The organism is Selenomonas ruminantium subsp. ruminantium ATCC 12561 (genome assembly GCF_000424065.1).
Lineage (GTDB): Bacteria > Bacillota > Negativicutes > Selenomonadales > Selenomonadaceae > Selenomonas_A > Selenomonas_A ruminantium.
Genome location: NZ_AUJE01000002.1, coordinates 158510 through 177391, shown reverse-complemented (window position 1 = coordinate 177391; position 18882 = coordinate 158510). Strand labels below are relative to the sequence as shown.

General features: G+C 48.2%; 23 protein-coding genes. 7 read left to right on the top strand and 16 right to left on the bottom strand.

Annotation, left to right across the window (positions count from 1 at the left end; translation table 11 throughout):
• On the top strand, window positions 1-255 hold a 255-nt coding region (locus tag G598_RS19625; RefSeq protein ID WP_026765467.1), incomplete at its 5' end, for an MBL fold metallo-hydrolase.
• Window positions 256-347: 92 nt separating this feature from the next.
• On the opposite strand, the gene G598_RS0101655 is transcribed toward G598_RS19625, so the two are convergent.
• The 10 genes from G598_RS0101655 to G598_RS0101610 form a co-directional block, all read right to left on the bottom strand.
• Window positions 348-770 (bottom strand): GNAT family N-acetyltransferase, encoded by a 423-nt coding sequence (locus G598_RS0101655; protein ID WP_026765466.1) that lies wholly within the window; start codon window positions 768-770, stop codon window positions 348-350.
• Between the two features lie 55 nt (window positions 771-825).
• Window positions 826-1521, bottom strand: a complete 696-nt coding sequence (locus G598_RS0101650) for an MmcQ/YjbR family DNA-binding protein (protein WP_051179791.1) — start codon at window positions 1519-1521, stop codon at window positions 826-828.
• 122 nt (window positions 1522-1643) lie between these two features.
• On the bottom strand, window positions 1644-2471 hold the full coding sequence (locus tag G598_RS0101645) for an SDR family oxidoreductase (protein WP_026765464.1): 828 nt from the start codon (window positions 2469-2471) through the stop codon (window positions 1644-1646).
• A gap of 17 nt (window positions 2472-2488) precedes the next feature.
• Window positions 2489-3007 carry a flavodoxin gene (locus G598_RS0101640; protein ID WP_026765463.1) on the bottom strand — a complete coding sequence of 173 codons (519 nt, stop codon included), beginning with the start codon at window positions 3005-3007 and terminating at the stop codon, window positions 2489-2491.
• 22 nt (window positions 3008-3029) lie between these two features.
• The gene (locus tag G598_RS20320; RefSeq protein ID WP_080656908.1) at window positions 3030-3593 is read right to left on the bottom strand and encodes a DapH/DapD/GlmU-related protein; all 564 of its coding nucleotides are present in this window, start codon (window positions 3591-3593) and stop codon (window positions 3030-3032) included.
• A gap of 141 nt (window positions 3594-3734) precedes the next feature.
• Window positions 3735-4592: an aldo/keto reductase gene (locus G598_RS0101630; RefSeq protein WP_026765461.1), complete on the bottom strand. Its 858-nt coding sequence runs from the start codon at window positions 4590-4592 to the stop codon at window positions 3735-3737.
• A gap of 19 nt (window positions 4593-4611) precedes the next feature.
• A complete protein-coding gene (locus G598_RS0101625; protein WP_026765460.1) occupies window positions 4612-5604 on the bottom strand; it encodes an aldo/keto reductase in 993 nt (330 codons plus the stop codon).
• A 44-nt stretch (window positions 5605-5648) separates the two neighbouring features.
• Entirely contained in the window at window positions 5649-6761 is a 1113-nt protein-coding gene (locus G598_RS0101620; RefSeq protein ID WP_026765459.1) for an alpha/beta hydrolase, read from the bottom strand.
• Between the two features lie 19 nt (window positions 6762-6780).
• Window positions 6781-7464, bottom strand: a complete 684-nt coding sequence (locus tag G598_RS16710; protein ID WP_051179788.1) for a flavodoxin — start codon at window positions 7462-7464, stop codon at window positions 6781-6783.
• Between the two features lie 13 nt (window positions 7465-7477).
• The gene (locus tag G598_RS0101610; RefSeq protein ID WP_026765458.1) at window positions 7478-7906 is read right to left on the bottom strand and encodes a nuclear transport factor 2 family protein; all 429 of its coding nucleotides are present in this window, start codon (window positions 7904-7906) and stop codon (window positions 7478-7480) included.
• A 175-nt stretch (window positions 7907-8081) separates the two neighbouring features.
• Here G598_RS0101610 and G598_RS0101605 point away from each other — a divergent pair, with 175 nt between their 5' ends.
• Window positions 8082-8969, top strand: a complete 888-nt coding sequence (locus G598_RS0101605; RefSeq protein ID WP_026765457.1) for a LysR family transcriptional regulator — start codon at window positions 8082-8084, stop codon at window positions 8967-8969.
• 34 nt (window positions 8970-9003) lie between these two features.
• Here G598_RS0101605 and G598_RS0101600 read toward each other — a convergent pair whose 3' ends face one another.
• Both G598_RS0101600 and G598_RS0101595 read right to left on the bottom strand, forming a co-directional pair.
• The gene (locus tag G598_RS0101600; protein WP_026765456.1) at window positions 9004-11529 is read right to left on the bottom strand and encodes an excinuclease ABC subunit UvrA; all 2526 of its coding nucleotides are present in this window, start codon (window positions 11527-11529) and stop codon (window positions 9004-9006) included.
• Between the two features lie 14 nt (window positions 11530-11543).
• A complete protein-coding gene (locus tag G598_RS0101595) occupies window positions 11544-12473 on the bottom strand; it encodes a LysR family transcriptional regulator (RefSeq protein WP_026765455.1) in 930 nt (309 codons plus the stop codon).
• 150 nt (window positions 12474-12623) lie between these two features.
• On the opposite strand from G598_RS0101595, the gene G598_RS0101590 reads away from it, so the two are divergent.
• Together G598_RS0101590 and G598_RS0101580 are read left to right on the top strand one after the other, a co-directional pair.
• The gene (locus G598_RS0101590; protein WP_026765454.1) at window positions 12624-13415 is read left to right on the top strand and encodes an MBL fold metallo-hydrolase; all 792 of its coding nucleotides are present in this window, start codon (window positions 12624-12626) and stop codon (window positions 13413-13415) included.
• A 284-nt stretch (window positions 13416-13699) separates the two neighbouring features.
• Window positions 13700-14005, top strand: a complete 306-nt coding sequence (locus G598_RS0101580; RefSeq protein WP_026765453.1) for a beta/alpha barrel domain-containing protein — start codon at window positions 13700-13702, stop codon at window positions 14003-14005.
• 40 nt (window positions 14006-14045) lie between these two features.
• Here G598_RS0101580 and G598_RS0101575 read toward each other — a convergent pair whose 3' ends face one another.
• Genes G598_RS0101575 through G598_RS19275 form a run of 3 tightly spaced genes read right to left on the bottom strand, consistent with a single transcriptional unit; the run spans window position 14046 to window position 15696 of the window.
• Window positions 14046-15206, bottom strand: coding sequence for a UxaA family hydrolase (locus G598_RS0101575; protein ID WP_026765452.1), 1161 nt, complete (start codon window positions 15204-15206; stop codon window positions 14046-14048).
• A 1-nt stretch (window position 15207) separates the two neighbouring features.
• On the bottom strand, window positions 15208-15519 hold the full coding sequence (locus G598_RS0101570; RefSeq protein ID WP_026765451.1) for a UxaA family hydrolase: 312 nt from the start codon (window positions 15517-15519) through the stop codon (window positions 15208-15210).
• Between the two features lie 15 nt (window positions 15520-15534).
• Complete coding sequence (locus G598_RS19275) at window positions 15535-15696, bottom strand: hypothetical protein (protein WP_178139515.1); 162 nt, start codon at window positions 15694-15696, stop codon at window positions 15535-15537.
• Between the two features lie 147 nt (window positions 15697-15843).
• Here G598_RS19275 and G598_RS0101560 point away from each other — a divergent pair, with 147 nt between their 5' ends.
• The 3 genes from G598_RS0101560 (at window position 15844) to G598_RS16705 (ending at window position 18345) form a co-directional block, all read left to right on the top strand.
• Window positions 15844-16740, top strand: a complete 897-nt coding sequence (locus tag G598_RS0101560; RefSeq protein ID WP_051179786.1) for a LysR family transcriptional regulator — start codon at window positions 15844-15846, stop codon at window positions 16738-16740.
• 175 nt (window positions 16741-16915) lie between these two features.
• On the top strand, window positions 16916-17341 hold the full coding sequence (locus G598_RS0101555; RefSeq protein WP_026765449.1) for a MarR family winged helix-turn-helix transcriptional regulator: 426 nt from the start codon (window positions 16916-16918) through the stop codon (window positions 17339-17341).
• Window positions 17342-17415: 74 nt separating this feature from the next.
• A complete protein-coding gene (locus G598_RS16705) occupies window positions 17416-18345 on the top strand; it encodes an MBL fold metallo-hydrolase (RefSeq protein WP_051179784.1) in 930 nt (309 codons plus the stop codon).
• Between the two features lie 52 nt (window positions 18346-18397).
• On the opposite strand, the gene G598_RS0101545 is transcribed toward G598_RS16705, so the two are convergent.
• Window positions 18398-18874 (bottom strand): pyridoxamine 5'-phosphate oxidase family protein, encoded by a 477-nt coding sequence (locus tag G598_RS0101545; RefSeq protein WP_026765448.1) that lies wholly within the window; start codon window positions 18872-18874, stop codon window positions 18398-18400.
• Between the last annotated feature and the right edge of the window lie 8 nt (window positions 18875-18882).

The window sequence follows — 18882 nt, the reverse complement described above, 5'->3', positions numbered from 1 at the left end:
CCAGCCAATCTGGAAATGAATTACCTCTATCTAAGCGCAGTAAACTACTTCGCAAAATACACCGCTGATTTCCAGGTTGATGTAGAAATGAGCGCTCATGGCTGGGTAGACGATACCTTTCCCCGTTTGGAAAAACTCAAACACCGCCGCCCTGGCCAGCCCCATCCCTTTGTTATCGGTCAGAAAAAATACCGTAAGTATGAAGATGTCTTCCGAAAAATGGCACAAGAGGCCATAAAAAAATACCAACCGTAAACCACCTTTTTAAGCCAGTAATTCCCCATCCTGCAAAGTTTCATGCAGGATGGGGAATTGTCATCTGCGGCTTTTTTATGATACGCCTGCCATTAGATAAAAGCTTTTTCCATATGAATATGCGGGCAGCCCTCATCAAGGTATTCGTCACCACTAGCAATATAACCTAATGCTTCATAGAAAGCTCGTACCCTTACCTGTGCCGATAGTTCCAAAGCTGGAATGCTGTTCTTTTTTATCCACGCTTCCACCTTACGCATAATGAGACTGCCATATGATTGGCCGCGATATTTCTTTCGAATGGCTAGTCTACCTAAAGTGTACTTTTCGTTATTTTTTGACGGGAAAACACGACAGCATCCAGCAATTTCGCCATCTACATACAGCAGATAGTGATCTGCGATTTCATCAATGTCGTCAAACTCATCATGAAAACCTTGCTCCTCAATGAACACTTCCTGACGGACCAGCATCGCATCTGGATGAAGCAAATTGGTTACTACAACCTCTGTCATATCAAATACTGTCTCCTTTCACGGCCATTACGCTTCCATCTATTTTGCCTCCCTCTTATCGCCGTTTCTTTGGCTGTGCCAATACAAAGCTTTCGTCGATTCTTTGTTTAAGTTCCGGCATCGGTATACTGCCATCCAGACATATGGTATACCAATATTTACGATTCATATGCCAGCCCGAAAAATACTTTTTCCCATCTACTAAGGAGGCCACCTGTTCTGCCGTGCCATGCAAATCCATGATACGGATAGGCTGGCTGCCGCCAATGCCGATTTTGCTGGGATGCACCTTCATAAAAACCGCATACCATTTCTGCGACAAATGGGAACGGATAACCGCCGCATCCAAGTCCTTCCACGGATATTCGAGTTCATCGCCATAAGTATTCTGCACATACTGCAAAAGTTCCTCTACATACTGCCCATGAAAACTGCCATGTTCACCGCAGGGTGCACCAATGTGGTCAAGGACTGTCTGATAGGCAGCCCGGACTTCTCCTACAAAAGCTCCCTGTGCATTTTCCACCAGATGCAGCACATAGGGCTCCTCTGACTCCGTGTCCATCAGCAAAGTTGACACAACACCATCTATGCTGACCTTTACATGAAGCCTAAAACTGCCTGCCAGCAAATCTTCTGCGTAAAAATATACATCTCCATCACGGCAAAAACCAAAAGGCTCCAGCTTATCTGCCAATAGTTTTGGCATTTCCCCGGGCGCCAGCTCATGCCATACATCTGTCTTCTGCATTTACTCCTACCTTCTCGCTTGACATAATAAAAGGTCTTCTATGACTTGTTAATAGTTTATCATAGAAGACCTGTTGATTCGATAGGATATCAAATTACGGAGACTTTTTTATACTCAGTTTTTTATGGCTGCAACGGCCCATAATAATAAGCGGCTGTTGCACCACCATCTACCAAAAATGTTGAACCCGTGATAAACTGCGCCCGTTCGCTCATCAGAAGCTCTGCCACATCAGCTACTTCATCAGCAGTACCCGGACGGCCTGCCGGGCATCGGACAAACATATTCTTGTAAAAATCACCACGCGGTCCATTGAATTCATCTATGGCCAAAGGTGTAACGATAATTCCAGGCGCAATATCATTTATCCTTGCACCACGTTCGCCCCAGCGGACAGCTTCATACATCGTGCGCTTTTCATTACAGCGTTTGGCCAGTTGATAGGCATGCAAAGTATCCTTTATCTTTTCCGGCTGTAAAAAATCCAACTTTAGCAGGTCTTCTGTCGGCGTCATCGCCAGCGCCCTGTCCTGCTCCGGCGTGAGTGCCGGCAGACGATGACCGGACTGGCTGGAGATAATGACCCCTGTGCCGCCTTTGGCGATAACTTTGCCGACTTCTTCCATCAATACTGCCGTCCCATAGAGGTCAACCTGCAAGATCACTTCAATCGGTGCCTGCGACGGTGAAACACCTGCGCCACAGACCAATGCTTTTACTTCGCCGTATTCCGTTGCTTTTTGCACCATAGCCTGAATGGAATTCCGCGAAGACATATCCATCACAAACGGCTCCACATCAAAGCCTGCCTGGTTCATAATTTGAGCCACTGCCAGTGCATTCTTTTCGTTTTTATCCCCAAGAATAATCTTCTTGCCATAGCCCATGCGACGGGCAATAGCCATCGAAATCTGCCCGGCACCGGTGACAATCATAACCTCTTTACTCATTTTCTCTGCGCCCCTTCTTATGCAAGATTTTTCTTTGCCCAGACAGCCACTTTTGCTTCAGAGCCTGCGGCGGCTCCTCCCTGTATAGCCAGCCCTTCACCGACCACGGCTCCCTGACAATACTTCTTTAATGCCGCAGGAGCCCCGGCAATGCCGCTGCCCTCATGCGTCATCACAGGGAACACCTTTTTACCGCTGAAATCCAGTGCTTCCAGCTGAGTGAATACTGCCACAGGATAAGTTCCCCACCAGCACGGGCCAGCCACAACAATATTGTCGTATTCTGCCACCGAGTCCAGCATTTTCACCAGTTCCGGGCGGTCATTGTTGCGCAGTTCCTCTTTGGCCTCAATCGTACACTGCGTATAGTCAATCGCATAGGACTTTTTCGTTTCTGTCTCGAATACATCCGCCCCTACTGCCTTTTGGATAAACTCTGCCACAATTTCCGTATTGCCTTTAGGTAAATCCACAATACTGCCGTTTACATAATTCTGCCCCTTGCGGGAATAATAGATTACCAATGTCTTGGCCATGTTCGTTGCTCCTCTCGTAAATTTAATCTAATTGCTTAACGACCTTTGCCGGTACACCGACAGCCATACAGTTATCAGGAACATCTTTCGTAACCACGGCACCGGTGCCAATAATCGCATTTTCCCCAATGGTTACCCCGGGCAAAATGCTGACTCTGGCGCCAATCCAGGCATTTTTCTTAATATGGATTTCTTTGGTCATGACCGTACGGATATTTTTCGGTTCATGATTGACGGTAAACAGGCCCACTTCCGGCCCTAACATAACCCCATCTTCAATCGTAATGGTGCCCAGAGACATCATGGTCAGATTATGATTGGCAAAGACATTTTTGCCCACAAATACCCGATTGCCGCAATCAATCTGAAAAGGCGGCGTAAAATAGGAATCTGTGAACTCGGTATTGGACAGAAGTTCCTTTTCCTGTTTCAGAATATTTTCTTTGTCGTTTACATCCGTGGCGTTGATTTTCTGACACAGACAGGCACAGCGGTTGAGTTCGCTATGCACCTGTTCCACATAATCTTCCTGCCGGATATCGTATGCCGCGCCCTTGCGCATTTCCTCAAATACATTTATACGCATAAATTTTACCTCCATAAAAAGGACGGTACGTGTGACAAATCACAAGTACCGTCTGTATAATAGCTTATTGCCTCACGCGGCCTTTGATAACCAAACCTTTCGCGGCCATAAGTTATTCACAAATACAATACTGGCTGTCGCTTAATCATTGGCATGAACATCAAATGCTCCTAACAGCATTTCCTTGACACCGGGACGGTCGGGGTCATGAATCCCCTGATTTGTATCCAGCGCACGCAAAACATCCATTTCCGCCTCCATCAAGGCAAAATCAAAAATTTCCTTATTGCTTTTGATACGGGATTCATGTATGGATTTTGGGAAAGTGATAATCCCTTCCTGATATTCAAAACGCAAAATCACCTGTCCGGCGTCTTTGCCATACTTAGCCGCCAGTTTTACAATCTCTGGATGTGTCAGCAGCGACGAATTTCCCTGCCCCAGCGGTGCCCATGCTTCAATTTTCACATCATGCGGAGCCAACAATTCGCGCAATTCTTTTTGCTGGAAAAAAGGATTGAACTCCACCTGATTGACTGCTGGCATAGTCGAAAACTGCGATACATATTGCTGCCAAAGTTTTGGTGTCATATTGGAAACACCGATGGAGCGAATTTTACCTGCTTTTTTCGCATCTTCCAAAGCACCCCAAGCCTCAGTCACTTCCCCATAGGGCTGGTGCAGCAAATACATATCCACATAATCTGTGCCCAGTTTTTTCAGTGAAATATCAATGCCCTTCTGTGCTTCTGCATATTTGTAATCCTGCAGCCACAGCTTGCTGGTTATCCATACATCATCCCTTTTTATACCGCTATCCTTTACTGCCTGCCCCACTTCAGCCTCATTGAAATATGCTGCTGCCGTATCAATATGACGGATCCCCAATTCTAACGCTTTCTTTACCGCCTTGTAGGTACTGCCATCGGCTGGAATTTGAAAGGTTCCAAAGCCAACTGCTGGTATTTTATTGCCATCGTTCAGTGTGAAAAATTCCATTTGTTATACCTCCTCCCCATTAAAAAGCCCCCGTCTTAATGTGCGGCACGTAAGGTGCTTCAAGTGCCTTTATTTCTTCTTCATCAAGTTTAATGTCCAGTGCAGCTACGGCTTCTTCAATATGCTTTACATCCGTTGTTCCCACAATTGGCGCAGTGATATAAGGCTTAGAGAGCATCCATGCCAGAGATTCTTGCGCCATGCTGCGACCATGCTCCTTGGCAATCTTTTCCAAATTATCAATGACCACTTTATCTACATCATTGGTCGCATTCCAGACCATAGGCGAAACATCGTCAATCTTATTGCGTTCCGTCACCATTCCCCACGGATGGGCACAACGGCCACCAGCCAAAGGACTCCAAGGAACTACCGCCATTTTTCTATCCTGACAAAGCGGCATGATTTCCCGTTCTTCTTCACGATAAATCAAATTATATTGTGGCTGCAGGGAAACAAATTTCGTCCAGCCATGTTTCTCTGCGATATTCTGCATTCGTTCCAACTGCCAGGCAAAGATAGTCGATGCTCCAATATAACGAACTTTACCACTCTTTACCACATCATGGAGCGCCTCCATGGTTTCTTCCATTGGTGTGTTCGTATCTAACCGATGAATTTGATACAAGTCGATATATTCCAGTCCTAAACGCTCAAGGCTGTGGTCGATTTCTGCCATGATATTTTTACGGGAGGTACCGCCGCCATTTGGACGACCGGGACGCATTTCAAAATTCACCTTCGTTGCCACGACAATTTCATCACGGTTCAGACCGAAATCTTTGATGTAACGTCCCGTAATCTCCTCACTGGAACCCATTTGGTAAACATTTGCTGTATCAAAGTAGTTGATACCAAGGTCAATGGCTTTCTTAAAAATTGACTTGCCTTCTTCATAGTCCTTAGCCCAAGGGAAAACGCCATTCTCCTTGCCCGGCTTGCCAAAGCTCATCATCCCCAGACAAATCCGCGAAACATCCATCCCCGTATTACCAAATTTTACATACTGCATTTGTCATTACTCCTTTCAAAACACCTCTTTTACACATAACTCCCTTATTTATCAAGGCCCTTTTCCTTTAACCATTTTAAAGCCAGTTCCATAATCTCACGATTATTCTTTTCCTGCATAAGAAAATGCGAATTTCCCTTGATACCGATATCCGGCAGATGTACCAAAGTCGCATCACCACCGTGACGATTTATAGCCGCGACAAACTGTTGTGCCATCGCATACTCAGTTCCCCACTTATCCTCGCCAACATTTTCCGAACCGATTTTTATATAATCTCCATAATACAGCACGATGGGAATTCTGGTGAGTTTCAGAAAATCCTCCATGGGAACCCCCATTGCCGAAGCAGAGAGCGCTTTAAAACGTGCGGCAGTTAATGTGGGCATTTCAGATTCCGGGAACACAAAGGGCGTTCCTCCCGGCTCATAGGCAATAATAGCCTTCACTTTATCTGTACGAATAGCTGTACGCCAGCCAATTGTTCCGCCCATAGAATGAGAAACCAACACCGCCCCATCCTTCTGGCGATTAAAAAGTTTAGCCAGTACATCAGCATTGAGGTCGTTGTCCAAGGGGCCAGAACCAATCGTCCAGCTCTGCTGGAAAGCCTGATAATTTTCTTCGCCTTCCGGGAACTGGGCATTAGGAACCGGGTTGCCTTTCTCATCATAATGGCCAATACGCGAAAGCACATATAGTGTTTTATCTCCATACATGGGATTACTTGCCCAAGGTGTGTCCGGCGTTACTGCCTCCGTGGAAAGATTGGCTTCGCCACTACGGGGCTGGTCTACCAGATATACGGAATAACCGGCTCGCAAAAACATCGTATTGAACCCTTCCCGTCCATCCGGGTCGGATTCCCATGTACGTTTTGACTGAGCACCACCATGCTGAAAAATCAACGGCAGTTTTTTTGCTTTGACGGGCTTTTGATACTCCACATAAGCAAAATCGCCATAAGCTCTCTGCCCATCTTCTGCAACAAAATTCTCCTGCGTGAATTTTCCTGCATGCTGTTTATAACTGCCGCCCACCGTAAATGAACCTTGCTCCTCGATGGTAATTGGCGTAGCAGATACAAAACCAATATTAAGTGACAACAGCACACTTGCCGTAAGAATGCTGTGATATATCTTTTGTTTCAAGTGCATTTTCGCTCCCTCCAACCTGTTATAATACGCCCATATTTCTAAGTTCATTCAGCCATGTCTTTACCTGCGGGCGAACACTCTCTGTTTCCTGCTGGACACGTTTACCGGACAAACCCAGCCCCGGCAATTTTACCTGCGCACCCTTGGCGTAACGCGGAATAACTCTGTCCTCCAAACCTGTCATTACATCGCCTGCCGAAGTACAGAAGGGGATGACTGTCTTGCCCTGCCAATCGTAGCTTTCCATAAAGGTATAGACCGGCATGGGTAAATCACTCCACCAAATGGGATAACCGAGAAATACGATGTCATAATCTTGAAAATTCGGTATTTTTGTAGCTAACTGCGGCCGCGCATCCTGTTCTTTCTCAGCTTTGGCTTCTTCGGTACATGCCCGATAATCCGCAGCGTATTCCTTCACCGTTTTGATTTCAAAGACGTCTGCTCCAGGAAGTTCTTCAGCAATCATATCTGCTAAAATATGCGTATTCCCTTTTTCGATATAGCCCACTTCATAGTTATCACCCTTGCGTGAGAAGAACGCCACGAGAATTTTCTTTCCTTTTGCTCCTTCAGCAACAGCCCCTACATTTTCCGCCGCTACTGCCGGTGAGGCGGCTTTATCGCTGAAAATACCACAGCCTGAAAACAACAGTCCCAAGGTTCCCATGCCGGTCAAACGAATAAAATCTCTGCGTTTCATTTTCATCAGCCTCTTATAAGTCCTGTTTCTTTGTGATGACAAAATGCTGCTCACGTTCCTTGATAAGCCACTTGCCGTCCTGCTTCACCAGCTTATCCGTATAGCGGATGTAGTTGTCCGACACCACATCATGGCCGTTTTCCTCCATCACGAGGGCCGCACGACAGTAATGCACGTCCACAGCCGTATCGCCATCTACCGTAATGACCTGCTGACCGTTTTGATGGTGCGATGCTTTGATTCCGCCGGTAAAGGCGCTGAACTGTTTTTCCAACGTGTCCCGTCCATAAATATTCATCGTGAGCTTATCGCCCATATAGACCATGACATGAACATCTTCGGTAAAATAAACCATCTGCGCCGGCACATTGCACTCCAGATTGGCAAAACCATCAATAACCTCGCGAATCGCTTCTTTTGCTTCTAAAATCTCCAGTGACATTTGACATTCCCCTTTCAGCGTATCTGCATTTCCTTTTGTTGATTTCATTATAGCGATGTTATATCAGAATATCCAATTGTAAGTTTAGATTATCAATTTAATTTTTCTATTAAAATCGTTGCATTTTCGATAGCCAGCCGCTATACTGCAAATAGAAACAAAGGAGGCCTCACCGATGAATACCAAGCAAATGGAATATATACTGGAACTGGCGCAGGTGCTGAATTTCAACCGCGCTGCTGAAAATCTCTTTATCTCGCAGCCCACATTGACCTATCAGATAAAGATTGTGGAAAACGAGATTGGTTTTGCCCTCTTTGAACGCTCCGGCAAAGGGGCTATGCTCACACCGGCAGGCGCACAATTTGTCGGCACCTTGCGCACACTTTACGGACAGTTGAAGGAGGCCATTGAGCAGGGGCAGAATTTCAGCGCCAAATATGCCGAAAGCATTCGCATAACGCTGCCGATTCGTTCCGCCATCTACTTTCTGCCACAGGTCATTGCGCAATTCAGCCGCAGTTTTCCTACAGTCAATGTCATTCCCAGTTTTGACTGGCAGCACGGACAGGAATCCTTTCTGCAGGGCGAACAGGACGTGACCTTTGCCATGGAATACACGATGAAGCGCGTACCGGATGTGACCTGTCACCATCTGTTTGACAGTCACATCTACCTGATTACCGAGAAAAATGATGCCCTGACAAAAAAGCCGCTGGTTACGCCCAGCGACTTAAAAGGTCGTACACTTATGGTAGGCGGCGGCTCCCCGCCCATGCTGCGTGCCCTGCAGCAACGCATAATCAGCGAAATTCATGTAGATTATTTCAACAGCCCTGACCATGACAACACGCTCACCAATGTGGCTGCCCATAAAGGAGTATGTCTGGCACCTGGTTTCTTAAATGACCATAACGGCGAATTTGCCTGGCTTGACTTTGACAGCAATGTCGTCATTCCCTGTGGCGTTTACACGCATAAAAACGACAAGCGCAAATCCCTGCATGCCTTTATTGAACTTTTACAGCACTTCTACCGTGACCAGCCGGATTTCAAAGTCTGACCATATAAAAAATAACAACCGTCAACGTTTACAGTCATAAAACTTTTTGCTGCCCTATCTCTCTGGCGATATATTTTCCCGTAATACTCTCTTTGCTCTCTGCTGCCATTTCCGGCATGCCGCAGGCTACAATACGCCCGCCTTTTTCGCCGCCTTCCGGCCCCATATCAATCAGGTAATCCGCATTGATGATTACATCCAAATCATGCTCAATGACAATCACAGTCGCACCGGCAGCCACCAGACGGTCAAAAACCTGCAGAAGTACCTGCACATCCAACGGATGCAAGCCGATAGTCGGCTCATCAAAGATAAAGACAGAATCTGCCTGCGAACGTCCCATCTCACTGGCCAGTTTCAAGCGTTGAGCTTCTCCACCGGAGAGGGCAGGTGTATCTTCGCCCAAAGTCAAATAGCCCAGACCTAGGTCATACAAAGTCGAAAGTTTCCCCTTAATCTTTTTTTGATGTGCAAAAAGCGGCAGCGCCTCTTTTACGGTCAAGGATAGTATTTCCGGCAAAGTATAGCCACGCTCTGCCCCCTCCGCCTGCCAGAGTACCTCTTTGACTGCCTCGCTATAACGCTGACCATTGCAGTCCGGGCAGGTAATCGTTACATCGGGCAGGAACTGCACATCGAGGGAAATCTGGCCCGTGCCATCACAGGTCGGACAGCGCAGCTTGCCCGTATTATAGGAAAAAGCTCCTGCCTTCCATTTTTTCTCTTTAGCCATGGCAGTACCGGCATAGAGCTTGCGCAATTCATCGAGTACGCCACTATATGTCGCTACCGTGGAACGGATGTTGATGCCGATGGGCGAGGCATCAATCAGATTAGCCCGGCGTATGCCCGCGGCGGTTATGGCCTTGACCTGCGGCGGCAGCTTGCGGCCTTCCGCATTGGCCGTTAATGCAGGCAGCAGACATTCGAGCACCATGGTGGTCTTGCCCGAACCGGATACGCCGGTAACCACGGTCAATCTTCCCTTGGGAATATCTACCCGCAAGGGCTTTACCGTATGCAGCGGATTCGTTTCCAAATGGATTGTGCCCAACGCAAACATCTCTTCCCCAGGCGTACGCTGCCGCAAATTGCAATTTGCCCCGCCGCGCATAAAAGGAGCAATCTTGGAGACTTTGCTGTTTACTGCCGCCTGCATGTCTCCGGCGAACAGCAAATTGCCCCCTTCACTGCCAGCCAGCGGCCCCAGTTCAATCAGATAATCAGCATGCTGCAATACATGCACATCATGATCGACCAGAACCACGGAATTGCCGTCGCGCAGCAAGCTGTCAATCACATCCAAAAGTCCCTCGATATTGGCCGGATGCAGGCCAATACTCGGCTCATCGAGTACATAAAGCACCCCTGTGGTTTCATTGCGCACAGCTCTGGCCAGCTGCACGCGCTGACGCTCACCGGTAGACAGTGTGCTGCTGGCACGGTCAAGGGACAGGTATCCCAGACCGAGTTCCTTCAACCTGCGAGCATTATCCAAAAACGATTCGCTGATACTTTCCGCCATGGGACGCATTTCCTGCGGCAGAGTATCCGGCACAGCCTTAACCCAGGGAATCAGTTCATCTAAAGTCATGGCTGTAGCCTCAGCCAGGTTTTTTCCGGCCAGCTTTGTCGAGCGCACTTTCTCCGACAGCCGTGTGCCCCCGCATTCCGGACAGGCAGCTTCATGCAGGAATTTTTCGACCCGCTTCATGCCCTTTTCATCTTTGACTTTCGCCAACGCATTTTCCACCGTATAAATCGCGTTATAATAGGTAAAATCCATTTCTGCAGCTACATTGGTCTTTTCATTGACATAGAGGATATGCTTTTTCTCTGCTGGGCCATGAAAGACAATATCCTTTTCCGCCGGTGTCAAATCACGGAAAGGCACATCAATCCGCACGCCCATTTCCTTGGCAATATCCTTCATCAATGACCACATAAGCGTCTGCCACGGAGCCACTGCCCCCTCTGCAATGGACAGACTTTCGTCCGGCACGAGGCTGCTCTCATCAACTGTACGCACAATCCCTGTCCCTGAACAATGCGGGCAGGCTCCTTCCGAATTAAAGGCCATAGCCTCAGCGCCGGGGCCGTAAAACTCCTCGCCGCAGATGGGGCATTTGGTCGGCAGCATCAGCGCCACATCCATATTGGGCGGACAAAGATGCCCATTGGGACAGGTATGACTGCCCAGGCGGGAAAACAGCAGACGCAGGCTGTTCAACAGTTCCGACGCCGTACCAAAGGTACTGCGCACACCGGGAATCCCCGGACGCTGATGAAGCGCCAAGGCCGCCGGTACATGACGGATTTCTTCCACATCGGCTTTGCCGGCCTGCGTAATACGGCGGCGTGTATAGGTAGACAGCGCCTCCAGATAACGACGTGAGCCCTCCGCGTACAAGGTGCCCAACGCCAAAGACGATTTTCCCGAGCCGGATACCCCGGCAATGGCTACCAACTTGCCCAAGGGGATATCCACATCAATATTTTTCAGATTATGCACGCGAGCGCCCCTGACTATAATATTTTTAGGACGTTCCTTATTGTCCATTTCTCAACCCTCCATTATTGCTTTTTGCTGCAATCTAAGACGACCTTGTCTTTACCATTTTGCGACAGCCATTCGAGCAGAAAGGCACGAAACTTTTGGCTGGCTTGGGTGAGGACTGTGGTCTTGTCCCAGACAAGGTATACAGTCTGGCCAAGCTCATCAGCTTTGTCTAAAACTTTTACCACAATATCCGGATGAAGATTCAACACAGCAGCGTAGTCATAGCCCAGATTTATTGCCTGATGCCGGAGTATCATATCGGTGATAAGCATTTCATCGGCTGTTTCGGCTACAAGGTCTACCTGAATCCCCGGCAATAAGATATACCTATCAATATTATGCCGAAAACATCGATAAGCCCGCCCCTTGCTGACGATACGCGCCCCCTCCAGATCAGCATAGGCAATCTTTTCTTTGCTGGCCAGCAAATGCTCACGATGCAGCCGCACACAGTACCGGGAAAAAAATAATGGTTCAGCCGCAAAACGATTTTGGTCAACCTCTCCTGTGACGATAGCAAAGTTGCATTGCTTCTCCAACACACCTTTCAAGGCTGCATCATCTGTCGTATCCACAGTGCTGAGGATAATATCCGGGCATGCACGGTGAAAATCCCAAAGAAAATCCGCACCAAAGTAAGCCATAATATGGTCAAGTGCGTAGATAGTCACCACACTTTTGGATTGTGAGGCCAATGTGCTCATATTCGCAATGCTCTGATATTCTGCCAGCAGCCGCTGCACATGCGGTAAAAGTGCATTGGCGTAATCAGTCGGAACAAGGCCATGCGGATTGCGGATAAAGAGCAACTGCCCCAGTTCCTCCTCCAAAGTCCTGAGCATCTTGCTGATTCCCTGCCGTGACACAAAGAGCCTGTCCGCAGCGTTCTGAATATTGCCCTGCCTATATACTTCGAGGAAATATTCCATTTGTTTCTGATTCAAGTTTCATCTCCCCTTTTCATTTTATTTTACAGCAACCTTTAAGTTGCGTCAAAAGAAACTCTCTTTGCTTGTTATGCCTTGGTATAAGCATTATACTAAAAGCATAACCTAGCTAACGCAATTTGAAAGTTACGAAAAGGAGATATCACCATGAAACTGACACAAATACGCAATGCCACGAATCGTCTTGATTATGCCGGTAAAATTTTCCTGATTGACCCGTGGCTGATGCCCAAGCATCAGTTTTCCTTCGTTGATGTTCCCGGCAGGCCCTATCATGTGCCGGATGAAATGAAGGAACATTTGCCCATGCCCTTCTATGACCTGCCCATGCCGCTGGAAGAAATTCTCGCCGGCGTCGATTATTATCTGGTAACGCATATCCATCCCGACCACATTGATATGTCCATGGATGGTACTGTAGGCACACCTTTGGACAAAACTGTGCCTGTAATCTGCCAAAATGCGGAAGATGCCGCTGTCTTCAAAAAATCCGGTTTCCAGAATGCGACCGTACTGTGCGAAACCGGCATGCTGTTTGGTCAGGCAAAACTGACCAAGGTACCAGCCCTCCATGGCACGGTAAACCCTTGTGGTGATGCGATGGGTGTTATGTTTGAAAACGAAAAGGAAAAAACCTTTTATCTGGCAGGTGATACGATATGGTATCCGGCAGTAGCAGACATGTTGAAACGCTGCCAGCCGGAAGTCGTGGCACTCAACTGCTGTGCCGCCGAGACTGTAGAAAATGGCCGGCTGATCATGGATGCCGAAGATGTCCACTGCGTTGCCAAGACTGCACCGAATGCCAGACTGTATCTGACCCATTTGGACAATGTGGCTCACGCCGCTCTCACTCGTCATACGCTGAAAGGCAAACTGGCCGAACGCGGCGTGACAAATTATGATATGCCCAACGACGGACAGTCGGTAATGTATTAATTCATCAGGTCATCCAATGTAAAGAGTATTGAACTTGACCATGACATCAAGGATGGGAAATTCATTCCTGCCACGGAGAAGGAACACCTGGAGGAAGAACGAGACTTCATCGCCGCCCTGGATTTACCGGACACTTATTTTTGGTCATTGCATCCGCTGGATTCTGTGCGTATTGATGGCATTTTACAGAACGATAAGGAAAAGATGCTAAAGACTCTCGCCTATGCCATTGAACATGCGGACAGCGTTAACATCAACCGGTTTTCCCGTACGGGAAATTTATAATGGGAGGCACAGAGTGCGATGAAGCATACTTTAAGGAATTTGCACTTGCTTTGGCCGACATGGTGTCCGTCCCGGTCATTCTGGTCGGTGGTCATAGAAGCATCGAGGGAATGGAGCAGGTACTGAACGCAGGCCACATTGCCTTTCTGTCCCTCTCCCGGCCATTCGTGCGCGAACCTTCTTTGCCCAAACGCTGGCAAAACGGAGATTGCGCACCTGCAAAATGCGTTTCCTGTAATATGTGCTATCAGACGCCGGGCCATGATTGCCTATTCGTATTGCAAAATGGCGCTTCAACAGAATAGCCAAAGCCTTTCTGCCGAAGCGCCATCGCCCTTACGCCAATTACACGAATCTGCACACATGGTCAACCGCAATATCCGAAAAACCATAAGCTTCTGCCTTGGTGAGCTTGCCATTTGCAATCTCGTGAAGCTTTTCCAGCAGCATACCGCCGCTTTCCTCAATGGTCTGCTCACCTCGGATAATGCCTGATAAATCCACGTCCATATTATCTTCCATCCAACTATACGTATGTTCATTGGCGGTCACTTTCAGCACCGGCACAATGGCGTTGCCCGTGGGAGTACCTCTGCCCGTGGTGAAGATAATGACCTGACAGCCGGCGGCCGCCATGGATGTTACAGACGAAATATCATATCCTGCCGTATCCATGACGATGGCCCCGTGCTTCGTAGGCGGCTGCGCCTGTTCCAGCACCTCCACGATGGGACGGGTGCCGCCTTTGCGGATACAGCCCAGGCTTTTTTCGTCAATCGTGGACAAGCCGCCCGCTTTGTTGCCCGGTGTCGGCTGACCGGCCCGGCAATCCTGCCCTGCAGCCAGCAAATGTTTTTCATAGTCCTCGCACACCCGGATAATCTGGTCGTGGATTTCCGGTGTGGCGCCCCGACGGGCCAGCACATGTTCGCCGCCAATCCACTCAATGGACTCACTCATCATGGCGGACGCACCCAAATCTACGAGCCTATCGCTAAGATTGCCCACCGCAGGATTAGAGGCAATGCCGGAAGTAGCATCGCTGCCGCCACATTCTATCCCCAACAGCAACTCGCTGATGGGGAATTTTTCTTTTTGCTGCAGCCCGGCTTCAGCCGCCATTTCCCGGGCAGCCCGCACAGCTTTTGCAATGGTCTTTAAGGTGCCGCCTTCTTCCTGTATGCCAAAGGAAACTACCGGCTTGGAACATCTTGCCTGTATCTTTTCCCGCAGCTTGGCATGGGGTACGGTTTCACAGCCCAGGCCGATGATAACTACGCCGTAGACATTAGGATTCAGGGCAAAGCCCGTAAGCACCTTCTGACTCATTTCCGTATTGGCCGCCACATCACTGCAGCCGGTGTTAAAGACGATATTCACCGCGCCCCGCACCTGACTTGCCACAATTCGGCAGGATTCACTGCCGCAGGCACAAGCGGGCAGAATCAAAATATGATTGCGGATGCCAGGGCGGCCTTCTTTGCGTCTGTAACCGTAAAATTCCATGTTATTTGCCCTCCTTGCCCATTACATACTCACTGGCATAATCCCTAGGAATGCTGCGGATATTCTCATGCGATACCCAGCCGCCCTGCGGAATATCCTGCAAAGTTTCGCCGATGATTTCCCCGTACTTATAGACCATTTCACCCTTGGCGATAGGTTTTAAGGCAATCTTGTGCCAAATGGGAATCGTTTCGACAGCTTTAACCTGGGCACTGCCGCCACCATGACAAATAACCATGTCCTCCGGCTGTGCTTCGCTGGTGCAAGTGGCCACATTGTCCTTCTCGTCCAGCAGAATCGCTTTCTTTTCCATAGCGCTCTCCTTTCGTCAAATAGCCTCGTCCATATCTGGCAGATATTTCCCATAGAGCATATTCCACCGCGCCGGAGTCATGTCCTGCTTTTTCCGCAATTCCAGTTGATAAATTTTTACAGCCTTATGCGTTCTTGCCATCATCTTTTCCGCCAGAATTTTCATTGCCTTTTTCATCGTCATTACCTCCCGCTTCACACTGTTTTTTTCTGTCTTCATCATAGCGTATTCAAACCGAAATAAAAAACACTTATAATCGATTTATCTATTGAAAAAACCGATTGATTTCACTATGATGGAACTATCAGAAAGGAAGGTACTGCCATGAATATCCAGCAAATGCAATACTTCGCCGAAGTTTGCCGTCACGAAAATGTTACCAAAGCAGCCGCCAGCCTGCATATGTCCCAATCCACCCTGAGCCTGTCCATGAAGAACCTCGAAACGGAAACCGGCCTGAACCTGTTCCGTCATGTAGGGCGCAATATTCAGCTCACCGCTGATGGGCAGGCCTTGTTTCAGGAAGTGGAAAAGATGCTAAAGCAGGTCAAACGCTTTGAAGCCAGTGTCAAAGAGATTGCCAAACGACATAACCGCCTGCAGCTGGCCGTGCCTTCGCAGATTGCCACCATTATCCTGCCGCTGCTTTTGGGCGAATTTTTCCAGCTGCACCCGGAAATCCAGCTGGAAATCACAGAACCTGCCGGCGGCGCAGCGCTGAATATGGTAGAGCGTGAAGAAGTTGACCTGGCCTTTGTCCACGATGCCGAAGGACGGCCCAATCTCACCTTGCGCAAATTATCGTCCTGGCCCATCTGCCTTTGTGTCCCACGCAGCCATCCGTTGGCCGATAAGCCCAGCGTCACTTTAGCCGAAGCGGCCGCCTATCCCCTGGTGCTGCTCAGTCGTAAATTTATCCTGACCAAACGCGTGCTGGCTGAATTTGACCGGCAAAAGCTCCAGCCACAGATTCTCCATTATTCCCCCAACCTTTCGAGCGTCTGGAACATCGTCCAACAAGGCATTGCCCTGTCGATTCTGACGGGCAATGGCATTTTGCAGGATAGTAATCTTATCGCCATTCCCATTGAGGGACTTGCTCAAAAAGGATTTATCGTCACCAAAAAAGGCCGGCAAATCTACGCGGACGAACGCTGTCTTATCGACTTCGTCCGGCGTAAATTTGCCGACGCTCCTGAACATATGAACGGTACACCATAAATTATCGCATAATATGAGGAGGTCTGCCTTATGACAATTGAAACGGGCATAACAATAGTGTGAATCAGCAGAGGAAAAATTCTATTAAGCGAAAAGCCATCCTAATCATAAAACACCTAAAATGACTGGTCAAAATATGCTATAATGATTTCAGTTATGTAATGAGGAGAATGTTATGCTACAAGAAACCACAGGCTATATCATTTGCCGTACAGCTCGCAAGATTCATCAGTTCATGACAAAAGTATTAGCCGATTATGACATCACCCCAGAACAATGGGTGGTGCTGCAAATTGTCAGCAGGGAGAAAAACCTTTCTCAACAAGAATTAGCTGCACGCTTGGAAAAAGACAAAAACAGCACCAAAGCTTTGGTGGACAGACTGATAAAAAAAGAATTATTGACCCGTCAAAAAGATGACAGCGATAAACGGTTCTATAAGCTGCAAGCCACCCCCGCTGGTATCTTTCTCACCAAGGAACTGGCAAAACTTGACTATGACTTTATGCGGGAAACCGAATCCGGGCTTACAGACGAGGAATTAACCAGCTTTACAAAAACCCTCACTAGACTGGAAGAAAAAATCACGGCTAAGCTGTGATTTTTTTCTTGACAATAGTATGTCAACGTACTATTGTATTAGTATGTTAACATACTATTATTAGGAGGCATTTAATGATGAATTTCTATTCACCTATTTCCAGAAAAAACTTTCTCAAAGGCAGTCTGGCTCTAACCGCCGGCTTGTTATTGGGTGACCCACAGGCATTCGCTGCATCCACAGAATATCCCCATTCGCCGGAGGAAGCTACCGGTGAAACAGCCATGCACTATTTATTTGACCGCACGCCCATCGAACCCGCGCAAGTCTTTGACAACCTTTTCTACATTGGCTCCATCTCCGTAGCTCAATTTGTTGTGCGCACCAGTGAAGGTCTTATCATGATTGACTCCGGCTGGGATGAACAGGATGCAGACTATGCCGCTGCCAGCATGAAAAAGCTAGGCTTATCCCCTGCAGACACCCGCTATATTCTCCTTACCCACGGTCACAGCGACCACTATGGTGGTGCCCAGTTCTTCAAGGATAAATATGCGCCGCATGCAAAAATCGGCATTAATATCATTGACTGCAATTGGTATTCGGTGATTCCCGCTCAAAATGCTTTTTCCGGCGTACGTCCACAGATTGACATCGAACTCAATGACCGTCAGACCATTACGCTAGGTGACACCAGCATTTTCCTCGTGCTTACCCCCGGTCATACACCCGGCTGCTTGTCCATGATTGTCCCCGTCACCGACCATGGCGAAAAACATCATATGGCCATTTGGGGCGGCACCGGCACACCAGCCAATCTGGAAATGAATTACCTCTATCTAAGCGCAGTAAACTACTTCGCAAAATACACCGCTGATTTCCAGGTTGATGTAGAAATGAGCGCCCATGGCTGGGTAGACGATACCTTTGCTCGTCTGGAAAAACTCAAACACCGCCTTCCCGGTCAGCCTCACCCCTTTGTTATTGGTCAGAAAAAGTACCGCGAGTATGAAGATGTATTCCGGAAAATGGCACAGAAGGCTATTGAAAAGTACCAAAAGTAAACAATCCCCCATCCTGCAATGTTTCATGTGGGATGGGGAATTTTCGTTTCACCTACGATTCATTGACTAATTTGCCGGTCATATGCTCCGGAATCAGCGCCAGACATTGTACTCGGGGCAGGGCGTGTTTCAATTCCTGTTCCAAGTACGCTTCGTCATCCGTAAATTTGCGCACCAGCGAGCTACAGATTTGGCGAATTTTTTCCTCATCCGTCACCAGCTGCATCCGGCCAAAGACAACTACACTACGGATATTGAGCGCCCATTCACCGGGCTTTTGCCAGCCTTCATCATGCGCACAATAGCTCACTTTGTCATAGGCCCTTATGGCATCCATCCGGTGTCCTTCCTTGGCACTATGGAAATAAAGGATACCGTCCTCCTCGCAATACCAATGATTCATAGGAATACCATAGGGATAGCCGTCATCGCCCAGCATGGACAGCACGCCCCGTTTCGCTTCTCTTAGCACTTCTTTGCATTCTTCCTCTGCCAGTTGCTGCTTGAATCTCCTCATCTTCCGAAACATATTTTTAC